The sequence below is a fragment of the Pseudomonas monsensis genome, assembly GCF_014268495.2.
Classification (GTDB): domain Bacteria; phylum Pseudomonadota; class Gammaproteobacteria; order Pseudomonadales; family Pseudomonadaceae; genus Aquipseudomonas; species Aquipseudomonas monsensis.
On record NZ_CP077087.1, the window covers coordinates 1,854,766 to 1,874,031 of the forward strand.

At 59.4% G+C, this 19,266-nt stretch carries 22 protein-coding genes; 8 read left to right on the top strand and 14 right to left on the bottom strand.

The features are described from left to right. Window positions 1-108: 108 nt before the first annotated feature. From aqpZ to HV782_RS08125, 5 genes are all read right to left on the bottom strand, one after another. Entirely contained in the window at window positions 109-804 is a 696-nt protein-coding gene (gene aqpZ, locus HV782_RS08105; RefSeq protein WP_128616360.1) for an aquaporin Z, read from the bottom strand. Window positions 805-1,042: 238 nt separating this feature from the next. Continuing rightward, window positions 1,043-2,875: an ABC transporter ATP-binding protein gene (locus HV782_RS08110; protein WP_123465557.1), complete on the bottom strand. Its 1,833-nt coding sequence runs from the start codon at window positions 2,873-2,875 to the stop codon at window positions 1,043-1,045. An 87-nt stretch (window positions 2,876-2,962) separates the two neighbouring features. Further along, window positions 2,963-3,526, bottom strand: coding sequence for a peptidylprolyl isomerase (locus HV782_RS08115; protein WP_186744632.1), 564 nt, complete (start codon window positions 3,524-3,526; stop codon window positions 2,963-2,965). 3 nt (window positions 3,527-3,529) lie between these two features. Next, the gene (locus HV782_RS08120; protein WP_186744634.1) at window positions 3,530-4,333 is read right to left on the bottom strand and encodes an alpha/beta fold hydrolase; all 804 of its coding nucleotides are present in this window, start codon (window positions 4,331-4,333) and stop codon (window positions 3,530-3,532) included. Window positions 4,334-4,347: 14 nt separating this feature from the next. Next, window positions 4,348-5,271 (bottom strand): PA3225 family LysR-type transcriptional regulator, encoded by a 924-nt coding sequence (locus HV782_RS08125; protein ID WP_123465563.1) that lies wholly within the window; start codon window positions 5,269-5,271, stop codon window positions 4,348-4,350. A 49-nt stretch (window positions 5,272-5,320) separates the two neighbouring features. On the opposite strand from HV782_RS08125, the gene HV782_RS08130 reads away from it, so the two are divergent. From HV782_RS08130 to HV782_RS08140, 3 genes are all read left to right on the top strand, one after another. After that, window positions 5,321-5,635, top strand: coding sequence for a hypothetical protein (locus HV782_RS08130; protein WP_016985956.1), 315 nt, complete (start codon window positions 5,321-5,323; stop codon window positions 5,633-5,635). 227 nt (window positions 5,636-5,862) lie between these two features. Then, window positions 5,863-6,462 carry an FMN-dependent NADH-azoreductase gene (locus tag HV782_RS08135; protein WP_123465565.1) on the top strand — a complete coding sequence of 200 codons (600 nt, stop codon included), beginning with the start codon at window positions 5,863-5,865 and terminating at the stop codon, window positions 6,460-6,462. A gap of 282 nt (window positions 6,463-6,744) precedes the next feature. Further along, window positions 6,745-7,602 (top strand): carboxylate/amino acid/amine transporter, encoded by an 858-nt coding sequence (locus tag HV782_RS08140; protein ID WP_123465567.1) that lies wholly within the window; start codon window positions 6,745-6,747, stop codon window positions 7,600-7,602. A gap of 19 nt (window positions 7,603-7,621) precedes the next feature. Here HV782_RS08140 and HV782_RS08145 read toward each other — a convergent pair whose 3' ends face one another. Continuing rightward, window positions 7,622-8,509, bottom strand: coding sequence for a LysR family transcriptional regulator (locus tag HV782_RS08145; RefSeq protein ID WP_186744636.1), 888 nt, complete (start codon window positions 8,507-8,509; stop codon window positions 7,622-7,624). A gap of 174 nt (window positions 8,510-8,683) precedes the next feature. Here HV782_RS08145 and HV782_RS08150 point away from each other — a divergent pair, with 174 nt between their 5' ends. Beyond that, window positions 8,684-9,328, top strand: coding sequence for a hydrolase (locus tag HV782_RS08150; protein WP_123465571.1), 645 nt, complete (start codon window positions 8,684-8,686; stop codon window positions 9,326-9,328). 69 nt (window positions 9,329-9,397) lie between these two features. Here HV782_RS08150 and HV782_RS08155 read toward each other — a convergent pair whose 3' ends face one another. Continuing rightward, entirely contained in the window at window positions 9,398-10,696 is a 1,299-nt protein-coding gene (locus HV782_RS08155) for a mechanosensitive ion channel family protein (RefSeq protein WP_186744638.1), read from the bottom strand. Window positions 10,697-10,887: 191 nt separating this feature from the next. Here HV782_RS08155 and HV782_RS08160 point away from each other — a divergent pair, with 191 nt between their 5' ends. After that, window positions 10,888-12,228: a DEAD/DEAH box helicase gene (locus HV782_RS08160; RefSeq protein ID WP_123465575.1), complete on the top strand. Its 1,341-nt coding sequence runs from the start codon at window positions 10,888-10,890 to the stop codon at window positions 12,226-12,228. A 63-nt stretch (window positions 12,229-12,291) separates the two neighbouring features. On the opposite strand, the gene HV782_RS08165 is transcribed toward HV782_RS08160, so the two are convergent. The 4 genes from HV782_RS08165 to HV782_RS08180 form a co-directional block, all read right to left on the bottom strand. Beyond that, entirely contained in the window at window positions 12,292-12,891 is a 600-nt protein-coding gene (locus HV782_RS08165; RefSeq protein ID WP_186744640.1) for a hypothetical protein, read from the bottom strand. 13 nt (window positions 12,892-12,904) lie between these two features. After that, window positions 12,905-13,486, bottom strand: a complete 582-nt coding sequence (locus HV782_RS08170; RefSeq protein WP_186744642.1) for a C39 family peptidase — start codon at window positions 13,484-13,486, stop codon at window positions 12,905-12,907. Between the two features lie 254 nt (window positions 13,487-13,740). After that, a complete protein-coding gene (locus HV782_RS08175; protein ID WP_186744644.1) occupies window positions 13,741-14,016 on the bottom strand; it encodes a hypothetical protein in 276 nt (91 codons plus the stop codon). 81 nt (window positions 14,017-14,097) lie between these two features. Further along, window positions 14,098-14,832 (bottom strand): DUF899 domain-containing protein, encoded by a 735-nt coding sequence (locus tag HV782_RS08180; RefSeq protein WP_128615119.1) that lies wholly within the window; start codon window positions 14,830-14,832, stop codon window positions 14,098-14,100. A 175-nt stretch (window positions 14,833-15,007) separates the two neighbouring features. On the opposite strand from HV782_RS08180, the gene HV782_RS08185 reads away from it, so the two are divergent. After that, window positions 15,008-15,400, top strand: coding sequence for a transcriptional regulator (locus HV782_RS08185; protein ID WP_128615120.1), 393 nt, complete (start codon window positions 15,008-15,010; stop codon window positions 15,398-15,400). Between the two features lie 52 nt (window positions 15,401-15,452). Here HV782_RS08185 and HV782_RS08190 read toward each other — a convergent pair whose 3' ends face one another. The 3 genes from HV782_RS08190 to HV782_RS08200 form a co-directional block, all read right to left on the bottom strand. After that, window positions 15,453-16,322, bottom strand: a complete 870-nt coding sequence (locus HV782_RS08190; RefSeq protein ID WP_186744646.1) for a DUF6279 family lipoprotein — start codon at window positions 16,320-16,322, stop codon at window positions 15,453-15,455. 77 nt (window positions 16,323-16,399) lie between these two features. Next, on the bottom strand, window positions 16,400-17,116 hold the full coding sequence (locus tag HV782_RS08195) for a TorF family putative porin (RefSeq protein WP_123465589.1): 717 nt from the start codon (window positions 17,114-17,116) through the stop codon (window positions 16,400-16,402). A gap of 216 nt (window positions 17,117-17,332) precedes the next feature. Beyond that, window positions 17,333-17,521: a PFL_1563 family small protein gene (locus HV782_RS08200; protein ID WP_016985943.1), complete on the bottom strand. Its 189-nt coding sequence runs from the start codon at window positions 17,519-17,521 to the stop codon at window positions 17,333-17,335. A 340-nt stretch (window positions 17,522-17,861) separates the two neighbouring features. Here HV782_RS08200 and HV782_RS08205 point away from each other — a divergent pair, with 340 nt between their 5' ends. Continuing rightward, entirely contained in the window at window positions 17,862-18,698 is an 837-nt protein-coding gene (locus tag HV782_RS08205; RefSeq protein WP_123465591.1) for a CvfB family protein, read from the top strand. Window positions 18,699-18,743: 45 nt separating this feature from the next. Continuing rightward, on the top strand, window positions 18,744-19,148 hold the full coding sequence (locus tag HV782_RS08210; protein ID WP_123465593.1) for a DUF2177 family protein: 405 nt from the start codon (window positions 18,744-18,746) through the stop codon (window positions 19,146-19,148). Window positions 19,149-19,266: the final 118 nt, after the last annotated feature.

Consider the following 19,266-nt stretch of genomic DNA (forward strand, 5'->3'; position numbering starts at 1 on the left):
CTGTAGGAGTGAGCCTGCTCGCGATAGCGGTCTGTCAGAGCCATGGATGTTGACTGACACACCGCTATCGCGAGCAGGCTCACTCCTACAAGGGGATTTGTACAGGCTTCAGGTTTCTTCTTTGCCCAGCCAGCGATAGACCCCGCCACCGACCACCGCGCCTAACAGCGGCGCGACCCAGAACATCCACAACTGCGCGATCGCCCAGCCGCCGACCATCAGCGCCGGGCCCGTGCTGCGGGCCGGATTGACCGAGGTATTGGTCACGGGGATCGAGATCAGATGGATCAGTGTCAGGGCCAGGCCGATGGCAATCGGTGCGAGGCCCGCCGGAGCGCGTTTATCGGTGGCGCCGAGGATGATGATCACGAACATCGCGGTCATCACCAGTTCGCACACGAACCCGGCGGCCATTGAGTATTTGCCGGGCGAATGCTCGCCATAACCGTTGGAGGCCAGGCCGGCGGCGATATCAAATCCCTCCTTGCCGCTGGCGATGTGGGCAATCAGCGCGGCCGCGAGAATCGCGCCCAGCACCTGGGCGATGATATAGGCCGGTAGCTCTTTGGCCGGGAACCGGCCGCCGACGAACAGACCGACCGAGACGGCCGGGTTGAGATGACATCCGCTGATGTGGCCGATGGCGAACGCCATGGTCAGCACCGTCAGACCAAACGCCAGGGCGACCCCCAGCACCCCGATTCCCAACGGTGAAGACGCGGCGATCACCGCACTGCCACAACCGCCCAACACTAACCAGAACGTACCCAACAACTCAGTAACTGAACGTTTGAACAGAGACATGAGAGTGTCCTTGATAGGCGTGCTATCGAGACTGCATCGAGTGAGGCCTCCATGCCGATTTACGACAGGTTCCGTGCCGGAGCCTTGCCTGAGTACAGCAGGCTTTTAACGGATTTCCAGCAGGCGCAAAAAAACCGCCAGCGCCCGTAGTTAGCGGGCTGTGGCGGTTTTATCTGTCACAGGTTTCGCACATCCCCTGTAGGAGTGAGCCTGCAGAGTTTTGTGGTGACGGAAAAAGTCAGTCGATTCCGACAAACCCTCCGGTCTGATGCGCCCACAACCGCGCATACAAGCCACGATGGGCCAACAGTTCGGCATGGGTGCCGCTCTCGGCGATCTTGCCGTTCTCCAGCACCACCAGCCGGTCCATGCGCGCGATGGTCGAGAGGCGGTGGGCGATGGCGATCACGGTCTTGCCCTGCATCAGGGTTTCCAGGCTTTCCTGAATGGCTGCTTCGACCTCCGAGTCCAGCGCCGAGGTCGCTTCGTCCATGATCAGGATCGGCGCGTCCTTGAGCAGCACGCGGGCGATGGCGATGCGCTGACGTTGACCGCCGGATAGTTTCACCCCGCGCTCGCCGACATGCGCGTCAAAACCGGTACGGCCTTCAGCGTCCGACAGCAAGGGAATGAACTCGTCGGCGCGGGCCTTGTGGGCCGCATCCCACAACTCTGCATCGGTGGCGTCGGGTTTGCCATACAACAAGTTGTCGCGGATCGAGCGGTGCAGCAGCGAGGTATCCTGAGTGATCATGCCGATCCGCGCGCGCAGGCTCTCCTGACCGACTTCGGCGATGTTCTGCCCATCGACCAGAATGCGCCCGCCCTCGACGTCATACAGGCGCAGCAGCAGGTTGACCAGGGTCGACTTGCCGGCGCCGGACGGGCCGATCAGACCGATCTTTTCCCCGGGTTTGATGGTCAGATTGAGGTCGCCGATGATGCCGCGCTTCTTGCCGTAGTGAAAATCCACATGTTCGAAACGCACTTCGCCACGGGCCACGGCCAAGGGTTTGGCCTGCTCGCGATCGGTGACACTGACCGGTTGCGAGATGGTCTGCAGACCGTCCTGGACCATGCCGATGTTTTCGAAAATGCCGGTGACCACCCACATGATCCAGCCGGACATGTTGACGATGCGAATCACCAGACCGGTGGCGAGAGCGATAGCGCCGACCGTGATCAGCGATTGTGTCCACAACCACAGCGCCAGCGCCGTAGTGCCGACGATCAGCAGGCCGTTCATGGTGGTGATCGCCACGTCCATGCTGGTGACCACACGGCCGGCCATTTGCGCCTTGACCGTCTGTTCCTCGATGGCTTCCCTGGCGTAGTGCTGTTCGAAGTTGGTGTGGGCGAACAGCTTCAGGGTGGCGATGTTGGTGTAGCCGTCGACGATCCGCCCCATCAGTTTCGAGCGTGCGTCGGAAGCTTCCACCGAGCGCTCTTTCACTCGTGGCACGAAGTAGCACAGTGCGCCGATGTAGGCGGCGATCCACGTCAGCAGCGGGATCATCAGGCGCCAGTCAGCTTCGGCGAACAGCACCAGCGAACTGATCGCGTAGATCACCACGTGCCACAGCGCATCCACCGCCTGCACTGCCGAATCACGCAGCGAGTTGCCGGTCTGCATGATGCGTTGGGCGATGCGCCCGGCGAAATCGTTCTGGAAGAAATTCAGGCTCTGTTTGAGCACATAACTGTGGTTTTGCCAGCGGATCATGCTGGTCATCCCCGGGCTCAGGGTCTGGTGCACCAGCAGGTCGTGCAGGCCGAAAAAGATCGGTCGCAGCACCAGGGCGACCACCAGCATCCACGTCAATTCGAGGGCGTGATCGCTGAAGAAATTCGGGTTGGGCGTGCCTTGGGCCAGGTCAATGATGCGGCTCAGGTAACTGAACAGCGCCACTTCGATCAGCGCGGCAAACAGGCCGACCACCAGCAGGGCGGCAAAGCTCGGCCAGACCTGCTTGAGGTAATAGGTATAGAAGGGGAGAACGCGGTCCGGCGGAGACGCCGTCGGGGCGTCACGGAATATGTCGATCAGTTGTTCGAAACGGCGATAGAGCATCAGATAACCGCCCGGAGCCGGGCTCTCCTTTTATCGGTGTGAGCGGCGTGGGGTAGAACTCACGCCGCTCGATACGCCCTGTACAGCTTAGTTGATGACTTTGGCCGACTTGATGATCACAGGGTCGACGGGCACGTTTTGCATGCCTTGTTTGGTGGTGGTTTGCGAGTTGACGATGATGTCGACGACGTCCATGCCCTTGACCACTTTGGCGAACACCGCATAACCGGCGTCGCGGCCCGGATCGAGGAACGCGTTGTCAGCCACGTTGATGAAGAACTGGCTGGTGGCCGAGTCTGGATTGGAGGTGCGCGCCATCGACAAGGTACCGCGAACGTTATGCAGGCCGTTGCTGGCTTCGTTCTTGATCGGCGCTTTGGTGTCTTTCTGTTGCATCTGCTGGGTGAAACCACCGCCCTGCGCCATGAAGCCCGGGATCACCCGATGGAAAATGGTGTTGGTGTAAAAGCCGCTGTTGACGTAGTCGAGAAAGTTCTGGGTACTGATCGGCGCCTTGACCGGGTCCAGTTCGATTTCGATCTGACCGTTGGTGGTGTCCAGCAGCACGTGTGGCGCTTTGGCCGGGGTGGCAGCCATCAGGTTGGCAGCAAACAGCACGGTGCCGGCGGCGAGGGCGAGTTTTTTCAGCATGGGTCAGTGATCCTGAGATTGAGTATCGGCTGCGGCAAGAAAATCCAGCAGCGTTTGGTTGAAGCGTTCGGGTTGATCGAGCGGGGTGGCGTGGCGCGAATCGGCGATCACCACCAGCCGCGCATCGGGCAGCAGTTTTACATAGGTTTCTTTCAGCGAGACCGGCGTGTAGTCACGGTCGGCGCTGACGATGAGGGTTGGACAGGTCACCCGGGAAAGTCGTTCCTGAACGCCCCAGCCAACAATTGCATCGAAGCTGGCGAGATAAGCACGTTTGTCGTTTTTTGCCCAGCGTTCGGCCATTTTCTGCCGCAGACCGGCCTGTTCGGGTTTCGGAAAAAGCTTGCCGCCCAGCGCTTTACCGATGGTCGCGAGGCTGAGCAGGCGCATCAGGCTCCAGCGCTTGAACCACTGCCAGTAATCGTCGCGGCTGCGGATTTTGACTTCGGGCGCGCTGTTGACGATGGTCAGGCTTTTCAGCATTTTCGGTTGATCGACGGCGAACTGAAAACCGATCATCCCGCCCATCGACAGCCCGACGTAATGCACCGCGCCGAGGTTGAGGTGTTCGATCAGCGCCAGCAGGTCGGCGCTGAACCCGGCGATGCTGTAGCGCTCGCGGGGTTTGTCCGAGCGACCGTGACCGCGAACGTCCGGGACGATCACCCGGTAGTGCGCGGCCAGGGCCGGGATCTGCATTTCCCAGTCAAGGGTGCTCGAACCGAGCCCGTGAACCAGCAGCAACGGCGTGCCGTGGCCATATTCTTCGTAGTGCAGGTTGCAACCTTCATGTTCGAAATAGGCCATCGGTGAACTCCGTGTCAGGCTTGTTCGGGGGCGGCGTACGACGCATCCAGAGGCAACGTATCGAAGGTGCGCAGCAGTTCGATGAGAATTTGCGTGGCCGGGCCCAAGGGTTTGTCCTTGTTCGAGTACAGGTAAAAACTCGGGTTGCGGCTGCCGCCCTGATCCAACGGTAGCAGCTTGAGCGTGCCTTCCTTCAATTCCCGCTCGATCATGTGCCGCGGCAGCCAGGCAAACCCCAGGCCGCTGCTGACGAAGGTGGCGGCGGTGGCGAGGCTGCCGACGGTCCAGCGCTGTTCGGCGCCGAGCCAGCCGACGTCGCGCGGCTGCTGCCGGCCGGAATCGCGGATCACCACCTGCATCTGGGTTTCCAGATCCTGAAAGCTCAGCTCGCGATTGAGCCGATGCAGGGCGTGGTCAGGGTGGGCGACGGCAACGAACTCGACGTCGCTCAACTCGGCGCCGAGGTAGCCGGGAATGCTCAGGCCAGTGATCGCCAGATCGGCGACGCCTTCAAGCAGCACTTCTTCGACCCCCGACAACACTTCTTCGCGCAGACGTACCCGGCAACCACGGCTCTGCGGCATGAACGCGGTCAGCGCGCGGACGATGCGGGCGCTCGGGTAGGCCGCATCGACCACCAGCCGCACCTCGGCTTCCCAGCCTTGCTCCATGTGGTGGGCGAGGTCTTCCAGCTGGCTGGCCTGCTTTACCAGTTGGCGCGAGCGCCGCAGCAATACGCCGCCGGCTTCGGTGAGTACCGCCTTACGCCCGTCGATGCGTAACAGCGGTACGCCGAGCTGGTCCTGCATGCGCGCCACGGTGTAGCTCACCGACGATTGCGAACGGTGCAGGGCCTCGGCAGCCTGGGCGAATCCGCCGTGGTCGACCACAGCCTGCAGTGTTCGCCATTGATCCAGGGTCACGCGGGGCGCTTTCATCAATAGCTCCTCTTGTCCTAAGCTGGCTGTCCCTCATGGAGACTGCCGAATGAAAAAATTCTGTTGTGTGCTGCTGGCGCTGCTTCCGCTGACTGCTTTTGCTTATCCGATTGATGTGCAGAAAGATCTCAACGGCATGAAGATCGACTACGAGACTTTCGATACCGACAACGACATCGGCTCCATTCGGGTAGCCAACTACGGCGATGTCGATGCCGTCTGCAAGGCTGTGTTTACCAATGGCCCGGAAGCACCGCGCACCCGTAACATCGAAGTGGCAGCCGGCAAACATAAAAACGCCACGGCCAAATTCACCCGCGAGATTATCAAGCTGCGTATCAAACTGACCTGCACCCCGAAATAACACCTGTTCCTGTAGGAGTGAGCCTGCTCGCGATAGCGGCGTGTCAGTCAATAATGATTGCTCTGACACCCGCTATCGCGAGCAGGCTGACTCCAGCAGGCTATGGATCAGCATCTAAACTAATTATTCGATGTTTTGCAGCAATTATTTGCGCTTTTTCATCGATTGGACACTGTTTAACCTTCACTCCATCGACCTACAACATTCTCGGATGGAGGCTACACACCATGTCCCGCGTTCTGATCATTGAAAGCAGCGCCCGCCAGCAAGACTCGGTATCCCGTCAGCTGACCCAGACCTTCATCAACCAGTGGAAAGCGGCGCATCCTGCTGATCAGATCACCGTGCGTGATCTTGCCGTGAACCCGGTGCCGCACCTGGACAGCAACCTGCTGGGTGGCTGGATGAAGCCTGCCGAGCAGCGTAACGACAGCGAACAAGCCTCGCTGGATCGCTCCAACCAATTGACCGATGAGCTGCTGGCAGCCGACGTGCTGGTGATGGCCGCGCCAATGTACAACTTCGCCATCCCGAGCACCCTCAAGGCCTGGCTCGACCACGTGCTGCGTGCCGGTGTGACCTTCAAGTACACCGAAACCGGCCCGCAAGGCCTGCTCAGCGGCAAGCGTGCCTACGTGCTGACCGCTCGCGGCGGTATCTACGCCGGCGGCCCGGCCGACCATCAGGAACCGTACCTGCGTCAGGTGATGGGCTTTATCGGCATCCACGACGTGACCTTCATCCACGCCGAAGGCATGAACCTGGGTGGCGACTTCCAGGAGAAGGGCCTGAATCAGGCCAACGCCAAACTGTCCCAGGTCGCTTGATATGTTAATCGCCAGATAATCGCCGATTGTTCTAGTGACCTGGCGCAACCCCTTCAAGGCTCTACGCGCATCGAACCTCCCTTTGCACTTGTTGCTCCTGAGTGCTGTAGCCCGATTGAACGCATTAGCGAGATCGGGCTTTTTTTTGCCCGCGATTTACCAGAGCACCAAAAATCCCCAGTGGGAGCGGGCGTGCCCGCGATTGCGGAGTGTCAGTAGACACACGTTCGCGGTCGGGCCAAAAAAACGCTATCGTCGCCGCCATTCGAAACAGAGGCGAGCATGGGCTATCTACTTTTTGTCACGCTGATCCAGGCGTTTTCCTTCAGTCTGATCGGCGAATACCTGGCCGGTCACGTCGACAGTTACTTCGCGGTGTTGGTGCGCGTGGTGCTGGCCGGACTGGTATTTATCCCGCTGACGCGCTGGCGCTCGGTGGAACCGGCGTTCATGCGCGGCATGCTGTTGATCGGCGCGTTGCAGTTCGGCGTGACCTACGTCTGCCTGTACCTGAGCTTCCGCGTGCTGACGGTGCCGGAGGTGTTGCTGTTCACCATTCTCACGCCGCTGCACGTAACCCTGATCGAAGACGCACTGAACCGCCGCTTCAATCCATGGGCGCTGATCGCCGCGCTGGTCGCGGTAGGGGGCGCGGCAGTGATCCGCTTCGACCGGATCAACCCGGACTTCTTCATGGGTTTCCTGCTGCTGCAACTGGCCAACTTCACCTATGCCGCCGGGCAGGTGCTGTACAAGCATCTGGTGGCGAAACACCCCAGCGACCTGCCGCATTACCGGCGTTTCGGCTTCTTCTACCTCGGCGCACTGGCGGTGGTGTTGCCGGCGTTCCTGCTGTTCGGCAAGGCCAACTTCCTGCCCGAAGCACCGCTGCAGTGGGGCGTGTTGCTGTTCCTTGGTCTGGTCTCGACCGCATTGGGCCTGTACTGGTGGAACAAAGGCGCGTGCATGGTCAACGGTGGCACGCTGGCGGTGATGAACAATCTGCACGTGCCGGTGGGGCTGCTGCTGAATTTGCTGATCTGGAACCAGCACGAAGAACTTGGGCGGTTGTTCCTCGGCGGCAGTGTGATCCTCGCCGCTGTATGGATTAGCCGGTTGGGGATCAAACGCACCGCATGACCCCCTGGGAATTTTGTTGTCAGCGCAGGGCCAGTTGCGTCACCAGAAACTCAATGAACGCCCGGGTCTTCTGCGGCACCCGCCGCGCCGAGGAATACACCGCGTTGATGCTGATCGCCGGTGCCTGCCATTCGCACAGCACCGGTACCAGCCGACCCGCCGCCAAGGCTTCTTCGACGATGAAGTCCGGCAGCAGCGCAATTCCCATTCCGGCCTCGGCCGCCTGCGCGAGCAAGTCGCCATTGTTCGCGTGCAACGGCCCGGTGACGTTGACCCGCTGTGTCTCCTTGCCATTGCACAGTTGCAGACTCACACCGCTTTGCAGATAGCCGTAGTTCAGGCATTGGTGTGTGCGCAAATCCTCTGGCGTCTGCGGAATCCCGGCGCGTTCGAGGTAGGCCGGGGAGGCGACCATGATTCGCGGTGCCGGCGCCAGTTGCCGGGCGATCATGGTCGAGTCGGGCATGCTCGCAATGCGGATCGTCACGTCGAACCCGCCCCGTACCGGATCGACCTGTTGATCGCTGAGCACCAGTTGTAGCTCGATGTTCGGGTGTTGCTCATGGAACAGCGGGATCAGTTTGCCCAAGCGCCGCAAGCCGAACGACATCGGCGCATTCACGCGCAATACGCCGCGTAACTCGCCAATCCCGTCACGTGCGCGCTGCTCGGCCTCGTCCAGGGCGGCAATGACCTCGCGCGCCGCTTCAAAATACTCGGCGCCGGCTTCGGTCAGGTGCAGGCTGCGCGTGGTGCGTTGCAGCAGTTGCACGCCGATGGCTTCTTCCAGCGCCTGGATCTGTTTGCTGACTTTCGAGCGCGGCACATCCATGGCGCGTGCCGCGGCGGCGAAGCCGTTTTCGCCGACTGTCACCACGAAGGCGCGCATGCATTCGATGCGATCCATGATTGTCCCTTTTTTAGAATCAATGATTCTCGATTTTAGGGAATTGTCCCTTTATCTGCCAGCCCCTAAAGTGACATCCAAGCCGACAACAACGCCGACCCCGGCAACGTCGACCCCGGCAACGTCGACCAACCCTTACTGACCCGACATCATCGACATCAAAAGGAACGCGCCATGTCTATTCGTGAACTGCTCAACCCAACCAACTCCGCTCTGATCCTGATCGACCACCAGCCACAAATGGCCTTCGGCGTGCAGTCGATCGACCGTCAGACCCTGAAGAACAACACCGTGGGCCTGGCCAAGGCGGCGAAGATCTTCAACGTGCCGACGATCTACACCTCGGTGGAAACCGAGAGCTTCAGCGGTTACATCTGGCCTGAGCTGTTGGCGGTTCATCCTGAGCAGAAGCCGATCGAGCGCACCTCGATGAACTCCTGGGAAGACAAGGCGCTGGTCGACGCGGTCAAAGCCACCGGGCGCAAGAAGCTGATCATTGCCGCGCTGTGGACCGAGGTCTGCCTGACCTTCCCGGCCCTCGAAGCCCTGGCGGAAGGTTATGAGGTGTACATCGTGACCGACGCGTCCGGCGGCACCAGCAAAGAAGCCCACGACATGTCGGTGCAACGGATGATTCAGGCGGGCGCGGTGCCGGTCACCTGGCAGCAAGTGCTGCTCGAATTCCAGCGTGACTGGGCGCATAAAGAGACTTATGAAGCAGTGATGGAACTGGTGCTGGAACACAGCGGCGCTTACGGCATGGGCGTCGATTACGCCTACACCATGGTGCACAAGGCGCCGCAACGGCAGGCCAAATAACCCTGGGCAGAAAAAACGCAACTTCGGTTGCGTTTTTTTTCCTGCGGCAGCTCCTGCACGGATCGTGCGTTACATGAGGTGTTTTTCAGGCACGGGAATGTGCGCGGAACCCAACACCGCCGGCAACAACCCCGAGCGCAAATCCCCGCCACTCGGTTGCTGATACAGGCTCAAGCCAAACTCCGGCAGCACTGCCAGCAGGTAATCGAAAATATCCCCCTGAATCCGCTCGTAATCGGCCCACGCCGTGGTGCGGGTGAAGCAGTAGATTTCCAGCGGAATGCCCTGCGCCGTGGTCTGCATCTGGCGGACCATGCAGGTCATGTTCGGTTGAATCTCCGGATGACTCTTCAGATACGCCAATGCATACGCGCGAAAGGTGCCGATATTGGTCATCCGCCGACGATTCGCCGACATTGCCGCGACATTACCCTGCGCCTCGTTCCATGCCTTGAGCTCGGCTTTCTTGCGGCTCATATAGTCGGTCAGCAGGTGCACCTGGGAGAGTTTTTCTTCTTCATCGTCGCGGATGAAGCGCACGCCGCTGGCGTCGATGAACAGGCTGCGCTTGATCCGCCGACCGCCGGACTGCTGCATGCCGCGCCAGTTCTTGAACGACTCGGACATCAGGCGCCAGGTCGGGATTGAAACGATGGTCTTGTCGAAGTTCTGCACCTTGACCGTGTGCAGGGTGATGTCGACCACGTCGCCATCGGCGCCGACCTGGGGCATTTCGATCCAGTCACCGACCCGCAGCATGTCGTTGCTGGTCAGTTGTACGCTGGCGACAAACGACAACAGGGTGTCCTTGTAGACCAACAGAATCACCGCCGACATCGCACCCAGACCGGAGAGCAGCAACAGTGGCGAACGGTCGATCAATGTGGCGACGATGATGATCGCGCCGAACACGTACAGCACCATTTTCGCCAGTTGCACATAGCCCTTGATCGAGCGGGTACGGGCATGTTCGGTGCGCGCGTAGATGTCCAGCAGCGCATTGAGCAGGGCACTCACCGACAGCAACAGGAACAGAATGGTGAACGACAATGCCACGTTGCCGAGAAAGGTCATCGCGGTTTTGCTCAGTTCCGGCACCAGATGCAGGCCGAACTGGATCACCAGCGACGGTGTCATCTGCGCCAGGCGCTGAAACACCTTGTTGTGGCGAAAGTCGTTGATCCAGTGCAGGGCCGGTTGGCGTCCGAGCATGCGGCTGGCGTGCAGGATCAGATAACGCGCCACTCGTCCGAGGACCAGTGCGATCACCAATAGCAGCATCAGCGCCAGGCCGGATTGCAGGAGCGGGTGCTGTTCGAGGACACCCCAGAGGTCTTGGGCTTTGAGCCAGAGCTGTTTGAAATCCATGTGAGCAACGATTCTTCTGTAAGACGCGATGGGCGATTAGAGCATTTAAGACGCCGTGTATTACCGTTGGAGACAAATCGAGCAACAAAAAAGCCACTGATTACGCCCGTTTGTATAAAGAAACTCGGCCTGAGCGCTCGAAACCGGTAACCTATGCAGCTGTTTTTTTGCATATCTTCGAGGTAGCACCCGTGTTTTCCCAATTCGCCCTGCACGAACGCCTGCTCAAAGCCGTGGCCGAGCTGAAATTTGTCGAGCCAACGCCTGTGCAAGCTGCGGCCATTCCGCTGGCGCTCCAGGGGCGTGACCTGCGGGTGACGGCGCAAACCGGTAGCGGCAAGACCGCCGCTTTTGTCCTGCCGATCCTCAACCGCCTGATCGGTCCGGCCAAGGTCCGCGTCAGCATCAAGACCCTGATCCTGCTGCCGACCCGCGAACTGGCCCAGCAGACCCTGAAGGAAGTCGAGCGCTTCTCGCAGTTCACCTTCATCAAGTCGGGCCTGATCACCGGCGGTGAAGACTTCAAGGTCCAGGCTGCCATGCTGCGCAAGGTGCCGGACATCCTCATCGGTACCCCGGGGCGGATGATCGAGCAACTCAACGCCGGCAACCTCGACCTCAAAGAAGTCGAAGTGCTGGTGCTCGATGAAGCCGACCGCATGCTCGACATGGGTTTCGCCGAAGACGTACAGCGTCTGGTCGACGAATGCCCGAACCGTCAGCAGACCATGCTGTTCTCCGCCACCACCGGCGGTTCCGGCCTGCGCGAGATGATCGCCAAGGTCTTGAACAACCCTGAGCACCTGCAGCTCAACGCGGTCAGCCAGCTGAACTCGACCACCCGTCAGCAGATCATCACGGCCGACCACAACCAGCACAAAGAACAGATCGTGAACTGGCTGCTGGCCAACGAGACCTATCAGAAGGCCATCGTCTTCACCAACACCCGTGCCATGGCCGACCGCATCTACGGCCGCCTCGTGGCTCAGGAATACAAGGCGTTCGTGCTGCACGGCGAAAAAGACCAGAAGGATCGCAAACTGGCGATCGACCGTCTGAAGCAGGGCGGCGTGAAGATCCTGGTGGCGACCGACGTCGCGGCCCGAGGTCTGGACGTAGATGGTCTGGACCTGGTGATCAACTTCGACATGCCACGCAGCGGCGACGAATACGTACACCGTATCGGTCGTACCGGCCGTGCCGGCAACGATGGTTTGGCGATCTCGCTGATCTGCCACGGCGACTGGAACCTGATGTCGAGCATCGAGCGCTACCTCAAGCAAAGCTTCGAGCGCCGCACGATCAAGGAAGTCAAAGGCACCTACGGTGGACCGAAAAAGGTCAAGGCCTCGGGTAAAGCCGTTGGCGTGAAGAAGAAAAAGACCGACGCCAAGGGCGACAAGAAAAAAACCGCCGCCAAGACGCCGACCAAGCGCAAGAGCGTCAACCGGCCGAAACCGGACTCGCTGGTGAGCAGCGATGGCATGGCCCCGCTCAAGCGCCGCAAGCCGGCCGCGCCTGCCGCTGAGTAAGGCTTTTCAGGCACGCAGAAAAAACCCGGAATAATGTCCGGGTTTTTTTTCGTCCAGCGTTTATCAGTTTCCTAACAGACCGCTGGTGTCGGCGTCGAAGCGGCGTTTTGCCTGATCTGCCGCCGGTTTCAGCGCGGCGAGCAGGGCGGCCTCGCTGTATAACCGGGTGCCGGCCAGGTCCTTGGGTGTCGGCTCGATCGGGATCAGCACGTCTTCGTCATCAGCGTGCAGCCAGATCGCCACAACGTTGAGCGCCGATACAAACAACACCCGCAGCTCAACGGTCTTGCCTTGCAGGTGCGGCGCTTGCTCCGCCAGTTTCAGCGCCCCTACCGTGGCGGCGGCGAGGTTGCCGTGGTTCAACGAAGCGAACTCGACGTGACCCCGGACTTCGGCCAACTGGGCATCGGCGATCGTTACGTCATCGGCGAACACCAGGTAGTGCCAGTCGCCGATCCGCGCGTTGCGCAGACCTTTGCCGGCGCTCAGGTCATCCAGGCTCAGCGAATAGCCGCGGTAGGCCTCGCTGAGGCTGATCTTCGCCGCTGCGGCGTTGGCGAACTGGCGGTTGGCGCCAAAGCCCCGGGTTTGCAGCGCGGCTTGCAGCGCCGGGCGCAAAGTCTGTACGCCGTTGGAAGGCGCCTTTGGATACGTCAGTTGCATGATGTCGCCCTCCTCAGTTTTTCACGGTGAAATAAGTGTTGGTCCAGTTGCCGCCACCGTTGTACGAACGGGGGAAGGCATTCAGTGCACGAGTCGAGTAGCCGTAGATCGAATCCGCCACCAGCACGTAGTCGCCGTTGGTGCCATAGATCGTCAGGAAGTGCGCACCGCCGCCGTACCAGGCGCAGCGCAGGCCGACCGGGCGGCCCATGCTGATCTGGTTCCGAATGGCTGACATCTGCAACGAGCCCTGATTCATGCCGTTGTAACTGCGGGTGATCCGCAGCGCGGTGTCCAGATAGCCGTAGACGTTGCACGGGCCGGGTTGATTACAGCAGTTGCGATCCAGCGCCGCGCTGGCCACCCCGCACTGGGTCCAGGACCCCGTGCCGTAATAGTTGCCGACCGAGGCGGAAACGGCGGCCCAGCACCAATTGGTCTGAGTTTGCTGCTGCATGTTGAAGTTGAGACTGGCGGCCAGGGCGCTGACCTGTTCAGCGGCTTCGGCTTCGACCAGTTGTGGGTCGAGCAAAGCGCCGATAAGGCACCTTGGCAGGGTTTCGCCGGTAAATCGGGTTGCTTCAGTGGTTAACATCTTTCAATCCTCCATGAGTGAAAACAAGCGTCCAGCTTGTGTGGTGTCGCGATGTTGCCGAGCAATCGGTGGCTAACGGTTTTCATCTTCGATGAACGGTGCCGATCTCCTCGCTCAACGTAACCTTAGTCTTGATATGCATTTATGCAAGAAAATAAATGCATTAATGCATTTTCGAAGGCAAAAAATCGCAGCCTGTGACAACTCCTACGGTGATCGGGGTAGGTGCTGTTGCAGGCTGCGATCCTGGTTTTTCAGCTCTCGGCTTTTTTCTCGGTGGTGCCCAACTCTTTCAACCGCTGATCAATCAACTGGCACTTGTCCGGCAAATCCTTGCTGGCCGTACCCAGGTCCATCTTCTGCAACTCGGCGTTGATCTCCTTGGCCTTGGCCGGATTCTGCTCCGTGAGTTTGGCGACTTCCCTGGCCAGTTGTTCACGCTTGGCAGTGGCTTCTTCCGGCGTGCAGGCCCAGACGGGCAGGGCGCAGGCGAGGGTAGCGGCGAGGGTGAGCTTGATCAGGTTTTTCATCGGGGCAGGCCTCCGGTCCGGGTAAGGCGGGTTAACCGGTGGAGGCCTCGCTGCGATGAAAAGTTCAGTCTGCGCAGGCTTTCAGCTCGTATGGCAGCAACTTGAAGGGGTTTGTCCCTCATACCGGTCATGATGCCGCACCCATTCCATGATCTCGTCTTCGTTCCTGCCCTTGGGTGTGAGGTCGAGGTAGTGATAGGCGCCGACCAACATGTCCAGCCCACGGGCATAGGTTGAATAGGTGTGGAAAATCTCTCCTGCCTGATCGCGATAGAACACACTCAGCCCGGGCATTTCTTCTTCGCAGCTGTCAGTTTTTTCGTAGTTGTACGTAGCTTTTCCGGCCTCGGCGTCTTCGGCCCGAGCGCAGACAGCAAAGTCGTAGTTGAAATCGGAGCCGTCTGACGACACCCAGGCGAATTTCCAGCCCATCCGCCGTTTAAAGTCTTGAAACTCGCTGAACGGTGCGTGTGAAACGGCGACCACGGCAATGTCGTGATGGGCCAGGTGCTGGTTGGCGCCGTCGATATGGTCGCTGAGGAACGAGCAGCCTTGGCAACCTTCTTCCCAGCCCTTGGCGAACATGAAGTGGTAAACCACCAGTTGACTGTGTTGGCCGAACAGGTCGGCCAGTTTCAGCTCGCCGTCCGGGCCCTGGAAACGGTAGTCCTTGTCGATTTTCACCCACGGCAATGCGCGGCGCTTGGCGCTGAGGCGATCGCGCTCCCGGGTGAAGGCCTTTTCGTCCGCCAGGTGCTGCTTGCGGGCAGCGAGCCATTCTTCGCGCGACACCACCGGATGATTCTCAACGTTCATGATGATTTCTCCTGCGGGGTTGAAACCGTGTGTTTCAGACTAGTCGTTTAGCCCTGGGAGCAATCGACAGACCGCCGGTCGGTCGGCGCGGAAAATGCGGCTGAACGGCTGCGGACGGCCTCGGTCACAACCTATGAACGCGCCAATAATCACGCGCACCGGAGGTTGAATCAGGATGACGACTTATAACTGGGATTTGATTGAGCGCTTGCTGCACGAAGTGCAGAACAGCGCTGGCCACAGTTTTGCCCCGCGGGCCTATGCCGAAGACTATGCGGCGGAGAAAGCCGGCGCCGGCGAACCGATCGAGAATCTGGATCATCTGAAAACGCTGGCCTGCGAGTATGAAAGGTTGCTGCTGTTGCGTGGCTACATCGCCCCGCGTCCGGATGAGGAGGGCAGCACGGGGAACAATTTTGTGCTGACGCCGCGCGGATCGAGCCTGTTGAGTCTGATCGACAGCAGCATTCCCGGTAATGACCATCCGCGCCAGGTGCTGGATGAGCAGGAAGATGCGCTGGCTGAGGCGACGTTCGATGTCGTCGCTTCCAAGGCGCAGATCGCCTGAAGGTCTTGTGTGGGAGCGAGCGAGCCCGCTCCCACATTGGGTCTCTGTTTTTTCAGTTTCTCTGTGCGGCCTTGAGACACTTGAGGTCGTTGAAATCCTTGCGCACTCCCTCGATCTTCTTCAGCAACCGCTGGCGCTGTTGCGGCGTACTGTCGGCCATCAGATCCACAAACAACGCACGCGCTTGGGCTTCGGTATTGGCGTAAGCCTTCTGGTACTCCGGTGTCCATAAACGTTCGCGATTGACCAGAAGCGTTTCGATGCGCTGTGGGAATTCGGCACTGTTGCGCTGGGCCACGGCGGCGCTGAATTGCTGCTGCCAGTGCGCGCGGTTGGCGATCCACTGGGCGTTTTGATCGCCAAGTGCGGTCGACCAGGCCATCACCCGTTGTTCCTGGGTAACGCTCAGCGGGCCCAGCCAATCGGTCAAGCGCTTGTCCATGCGTGCGCCGCGTTCGGCAATCTGCTGGGCCAGCGGGGGTTTGACGTATTCCCGTTCCCGTTTGCGCAGGTCCTTGGCAAAGGCGTCGTTCATTTCCGCGACCTGTTTATCGTCCAGCCCTTGCAGCAGTTCAATGGCCGACGGCGTGATCTGGCGCGCAGTATCGGCGATGGCCTGTTTGGCTTCTGCGGTTCGCGCTTGCAGTGCCGCGTCGCTTACCTGATTGGTTTCAACCATGGTCTGCAAACGATCCAGCCAGTCGAGATAGCCGGGCAATTGCGTGGTGCAGTGCCAGCTCAGGTGGGTCTTGAGGCGTTCGTTGAACCAGTCTTTCTGCTCGCCGTTCATGTCCACGTAGTCGCTGAGCGACCATGGAATGATCACGTCGAGGTTGCGGTACGCGAGGCCGACGCGGCTGCAGGCGCCAAGGGCGAGGGTGAAGATCAACAGTGCGGTAATGTGCTTGAACCAGCGAGACATGGGCGAATCCTTGCGATGGCCAGCCTGGGGAATCTGATTCTTATGTGAACGCAGAATGAACCCGGCAGTTCAGCCGATCAATAGAACGCGCGCGCAGCCTTGAGGGTAACGAGGCCGTCGCACTGGCTGTTGTGCCCGGAATAAGCCGAGCAATCGCTGCCGCTGAGGCTGGAGTTGCTGTAGATCAGGTCGAGATCGACGCCCATGAACGGCCGGGACAGTTTCACTGACCAGTCGGTAAAACTGCTGACATACCCACCGTCGACGGCGACCGGCGTGTTCAGTTGGTGGGTGGTGTATTTCATGCTGACACCAATGCCGAACGGTTGATTGCCGCCAAGATCGGCAAACAACGTGTTGTTCTGTTTATCCGGATCGTTGCTCAGGGCCACGCCGAAACGACTGCCGAGCAGCGTCAGGCCACCGAACAGCTCCTGGCTGTCGAGGGTGTCCACTTCGGGATAGCTGTAGTGAATCATCCCGACTTCGTAGCCGAGCGTCTGGTCGAAGGGTTGTTTAAAGCCGATGTAGGAATCGACTTCGAGGTCTTTGCCCGGGGTGATACCCATGCTGGGTGCATATTGGCCGAAATAGAGACCGCTGTTGTGGCTCAGGTCGAGGCCGCCGTGGAACGAGCCGACCGCCGCCGGTTTGACCAGGCCTTGCGCCATGCTGCGGGCGGGAGTGGTGCCCAGTTTAAGGTCGAAATCGCCGAGTTCCCGCTGGAAGATCTGCGCGTGCACGGTCGAGCAGACCAGCAGGCCTGCAAGCAATAAACGGGAAGATGTGCGCATGCGTCACTCCATGAACAGCGAGCGCAGGCGGCGGGCCTGCTGAAACGCTTGATCTAGACGCGTGCAAGGATACCGGCGAATGATCGGCATTGATGGCCGTTCGTCGATTACTGAATATTTGCTGTGTGATTTGTTTAAAGCGAGGAGGGTCTGATGCGGTGCCAGTCCAGGCGCTTCGAAGCTCAAAGCGCCTCTGGACGGGTGTGAAACCGGGTGTTACTTCTTGCCCAGGCTGATCTGCTTGGACGGACCGAACGTCTGGCCACTGACGCCTTTGGCAATTTGCTGAATTTCGCCGCCGGACTTGAGGAACGCTGCGATCTGATCGTTGATCGATTCGCTGGTTTCAACGGCTGGAGCTGGCTTTGCTTTGCTGGTGGATGCTTTTACACGCATGGCGGCCATTAACCTGTAGAAAAGTAACTCGGCCAGGCATCGTACAGGAATAACTTGACAATTGCTTGGTAAATATCCCCCGGAATAACCCACTGGGTTACTGCATTATTGTCGATTAATTACTTGGAATATCTGCCTAACCTGCTGTTTTAAATAAGAACATTGATGCTTTGGGGCGCGCTGATATCACGCGGGCATGGACCGCACCCGACTGACGAGCGGCACCTGGCGCGTGCGCAGCCAAGGAAAATCAAGACTCCGCGCAGATTTTGCGCAACGTGCCGATCTGCCGCCCGACGTTGTCGGTAAAACCGGGTAGAATGCCGCCCACGCAATGAGGGTTCTGGAAATGGCTTTAGTCGGGCGTTACAACAGTTTGCAAGTGGTTAAACACACTAACTTCGGTTTATATCTGGACGGCGGTGCCGACGGCGAAATTCTTTTGCCCAACCGTTATATCCCCAAAGATATTCCCAGCGAAGATGAAGACTGGCTCAACGTATTTATTTATCTGGACAGCGAAGACAAACTTCTCGCTACCACGGAAAAACCAAAAGTTCAGGTCGGTGAATTTGCCAGCCTGAAAGTTGTTGAAGTCAACAGCATCGGTGTGTTCCTCGATTGGGGCTTGCCGAAGGATCTGTTGCTGCCGTATTCCGAAGAAAAACGGCAGATGACGGCCGGCGAGTACTGCGTGGTGCACGTCTACCTCGACAAGCACACCCGGCGCATCACCGCCACCGCGCGCCTGGATCGTTACCTCGACAAAACCCCGGCCAACTACAGTGCCGGGCAGGAAGTCGATCTGCTGGTGGCCGAAGCCACCGACATGGGCTTCAAGGCGATCATCAACAACAAGCACTGGGGATTGATCCACAAGAATGAGATCTTCAAGTTCATGCGTTCCGGCATGCGCGAGAAGGGCTTCATCAAGGAAGTGCGCGCCGACGGCAAAATCAGTCTCAGCCTGCAACCGGTGGGTCAGGAAGCGGCCAGCAGCCTGAGTTCGAAGATCCTCACCAAGTTGCGCGAAAACGACGGCACCCTGGCGGTCAGCGACAAGAGCGATCCGGCACTGATCAGCAGCCTGTTCGGCGTCAGCAAGGGCAACTTCAAGAAGGCCATCGGTTCGTTGTACAAGGATGGCAAGATCGTCATTCATGCCGATCGCATTGAACTAACCTGAGCCTTTCGGAGCCCATGTTGCATGGGCTCATTCGAGGTCGGGTAAATGAAAAAAACGCTGCTTGCTTATATCTCCACGCTGTTGGCATTTCTGCTGCTCGACGGTATCTGGCTCGGCCTGTTGATGGCGCCGACCTATCGCGAGTTGCTCGGTGCGCTGATGCTCGAAAAACCGTTGCTGGTTCCGGCAGCGGTTTTTTATTGCCTGTATGTTTTTGGCTGCGTGGTGTTTGCGGTGTTGCCGGCGGCGACGTGGCAATGGGCGGCGAAGCGCGGGGCTTTGCTGGGGCTGGTGGCGTATGGCACCTATGACCTGACCAATTGGGCGACGTTGCGCGGGTGGTCGGTGCAGGTAACCCTGATGGATTGGGCGTGGGGGACGTTTGCCACGGCTGTGGCTTGTACTGTCGGGTTTTTGCTGACCAGACGACTGCTCAATTCAGCCTCTTGAGCTGGGTTGATTGAGCTGACGTCATCGCTGGCAAGTCAGACTCCCACAGGGTTTTGTGTCGAACAAAGGCTCAGTGAGCAACCGGTCATTGTGGGAGCTGGCTTGCCAGCGCTTCGCG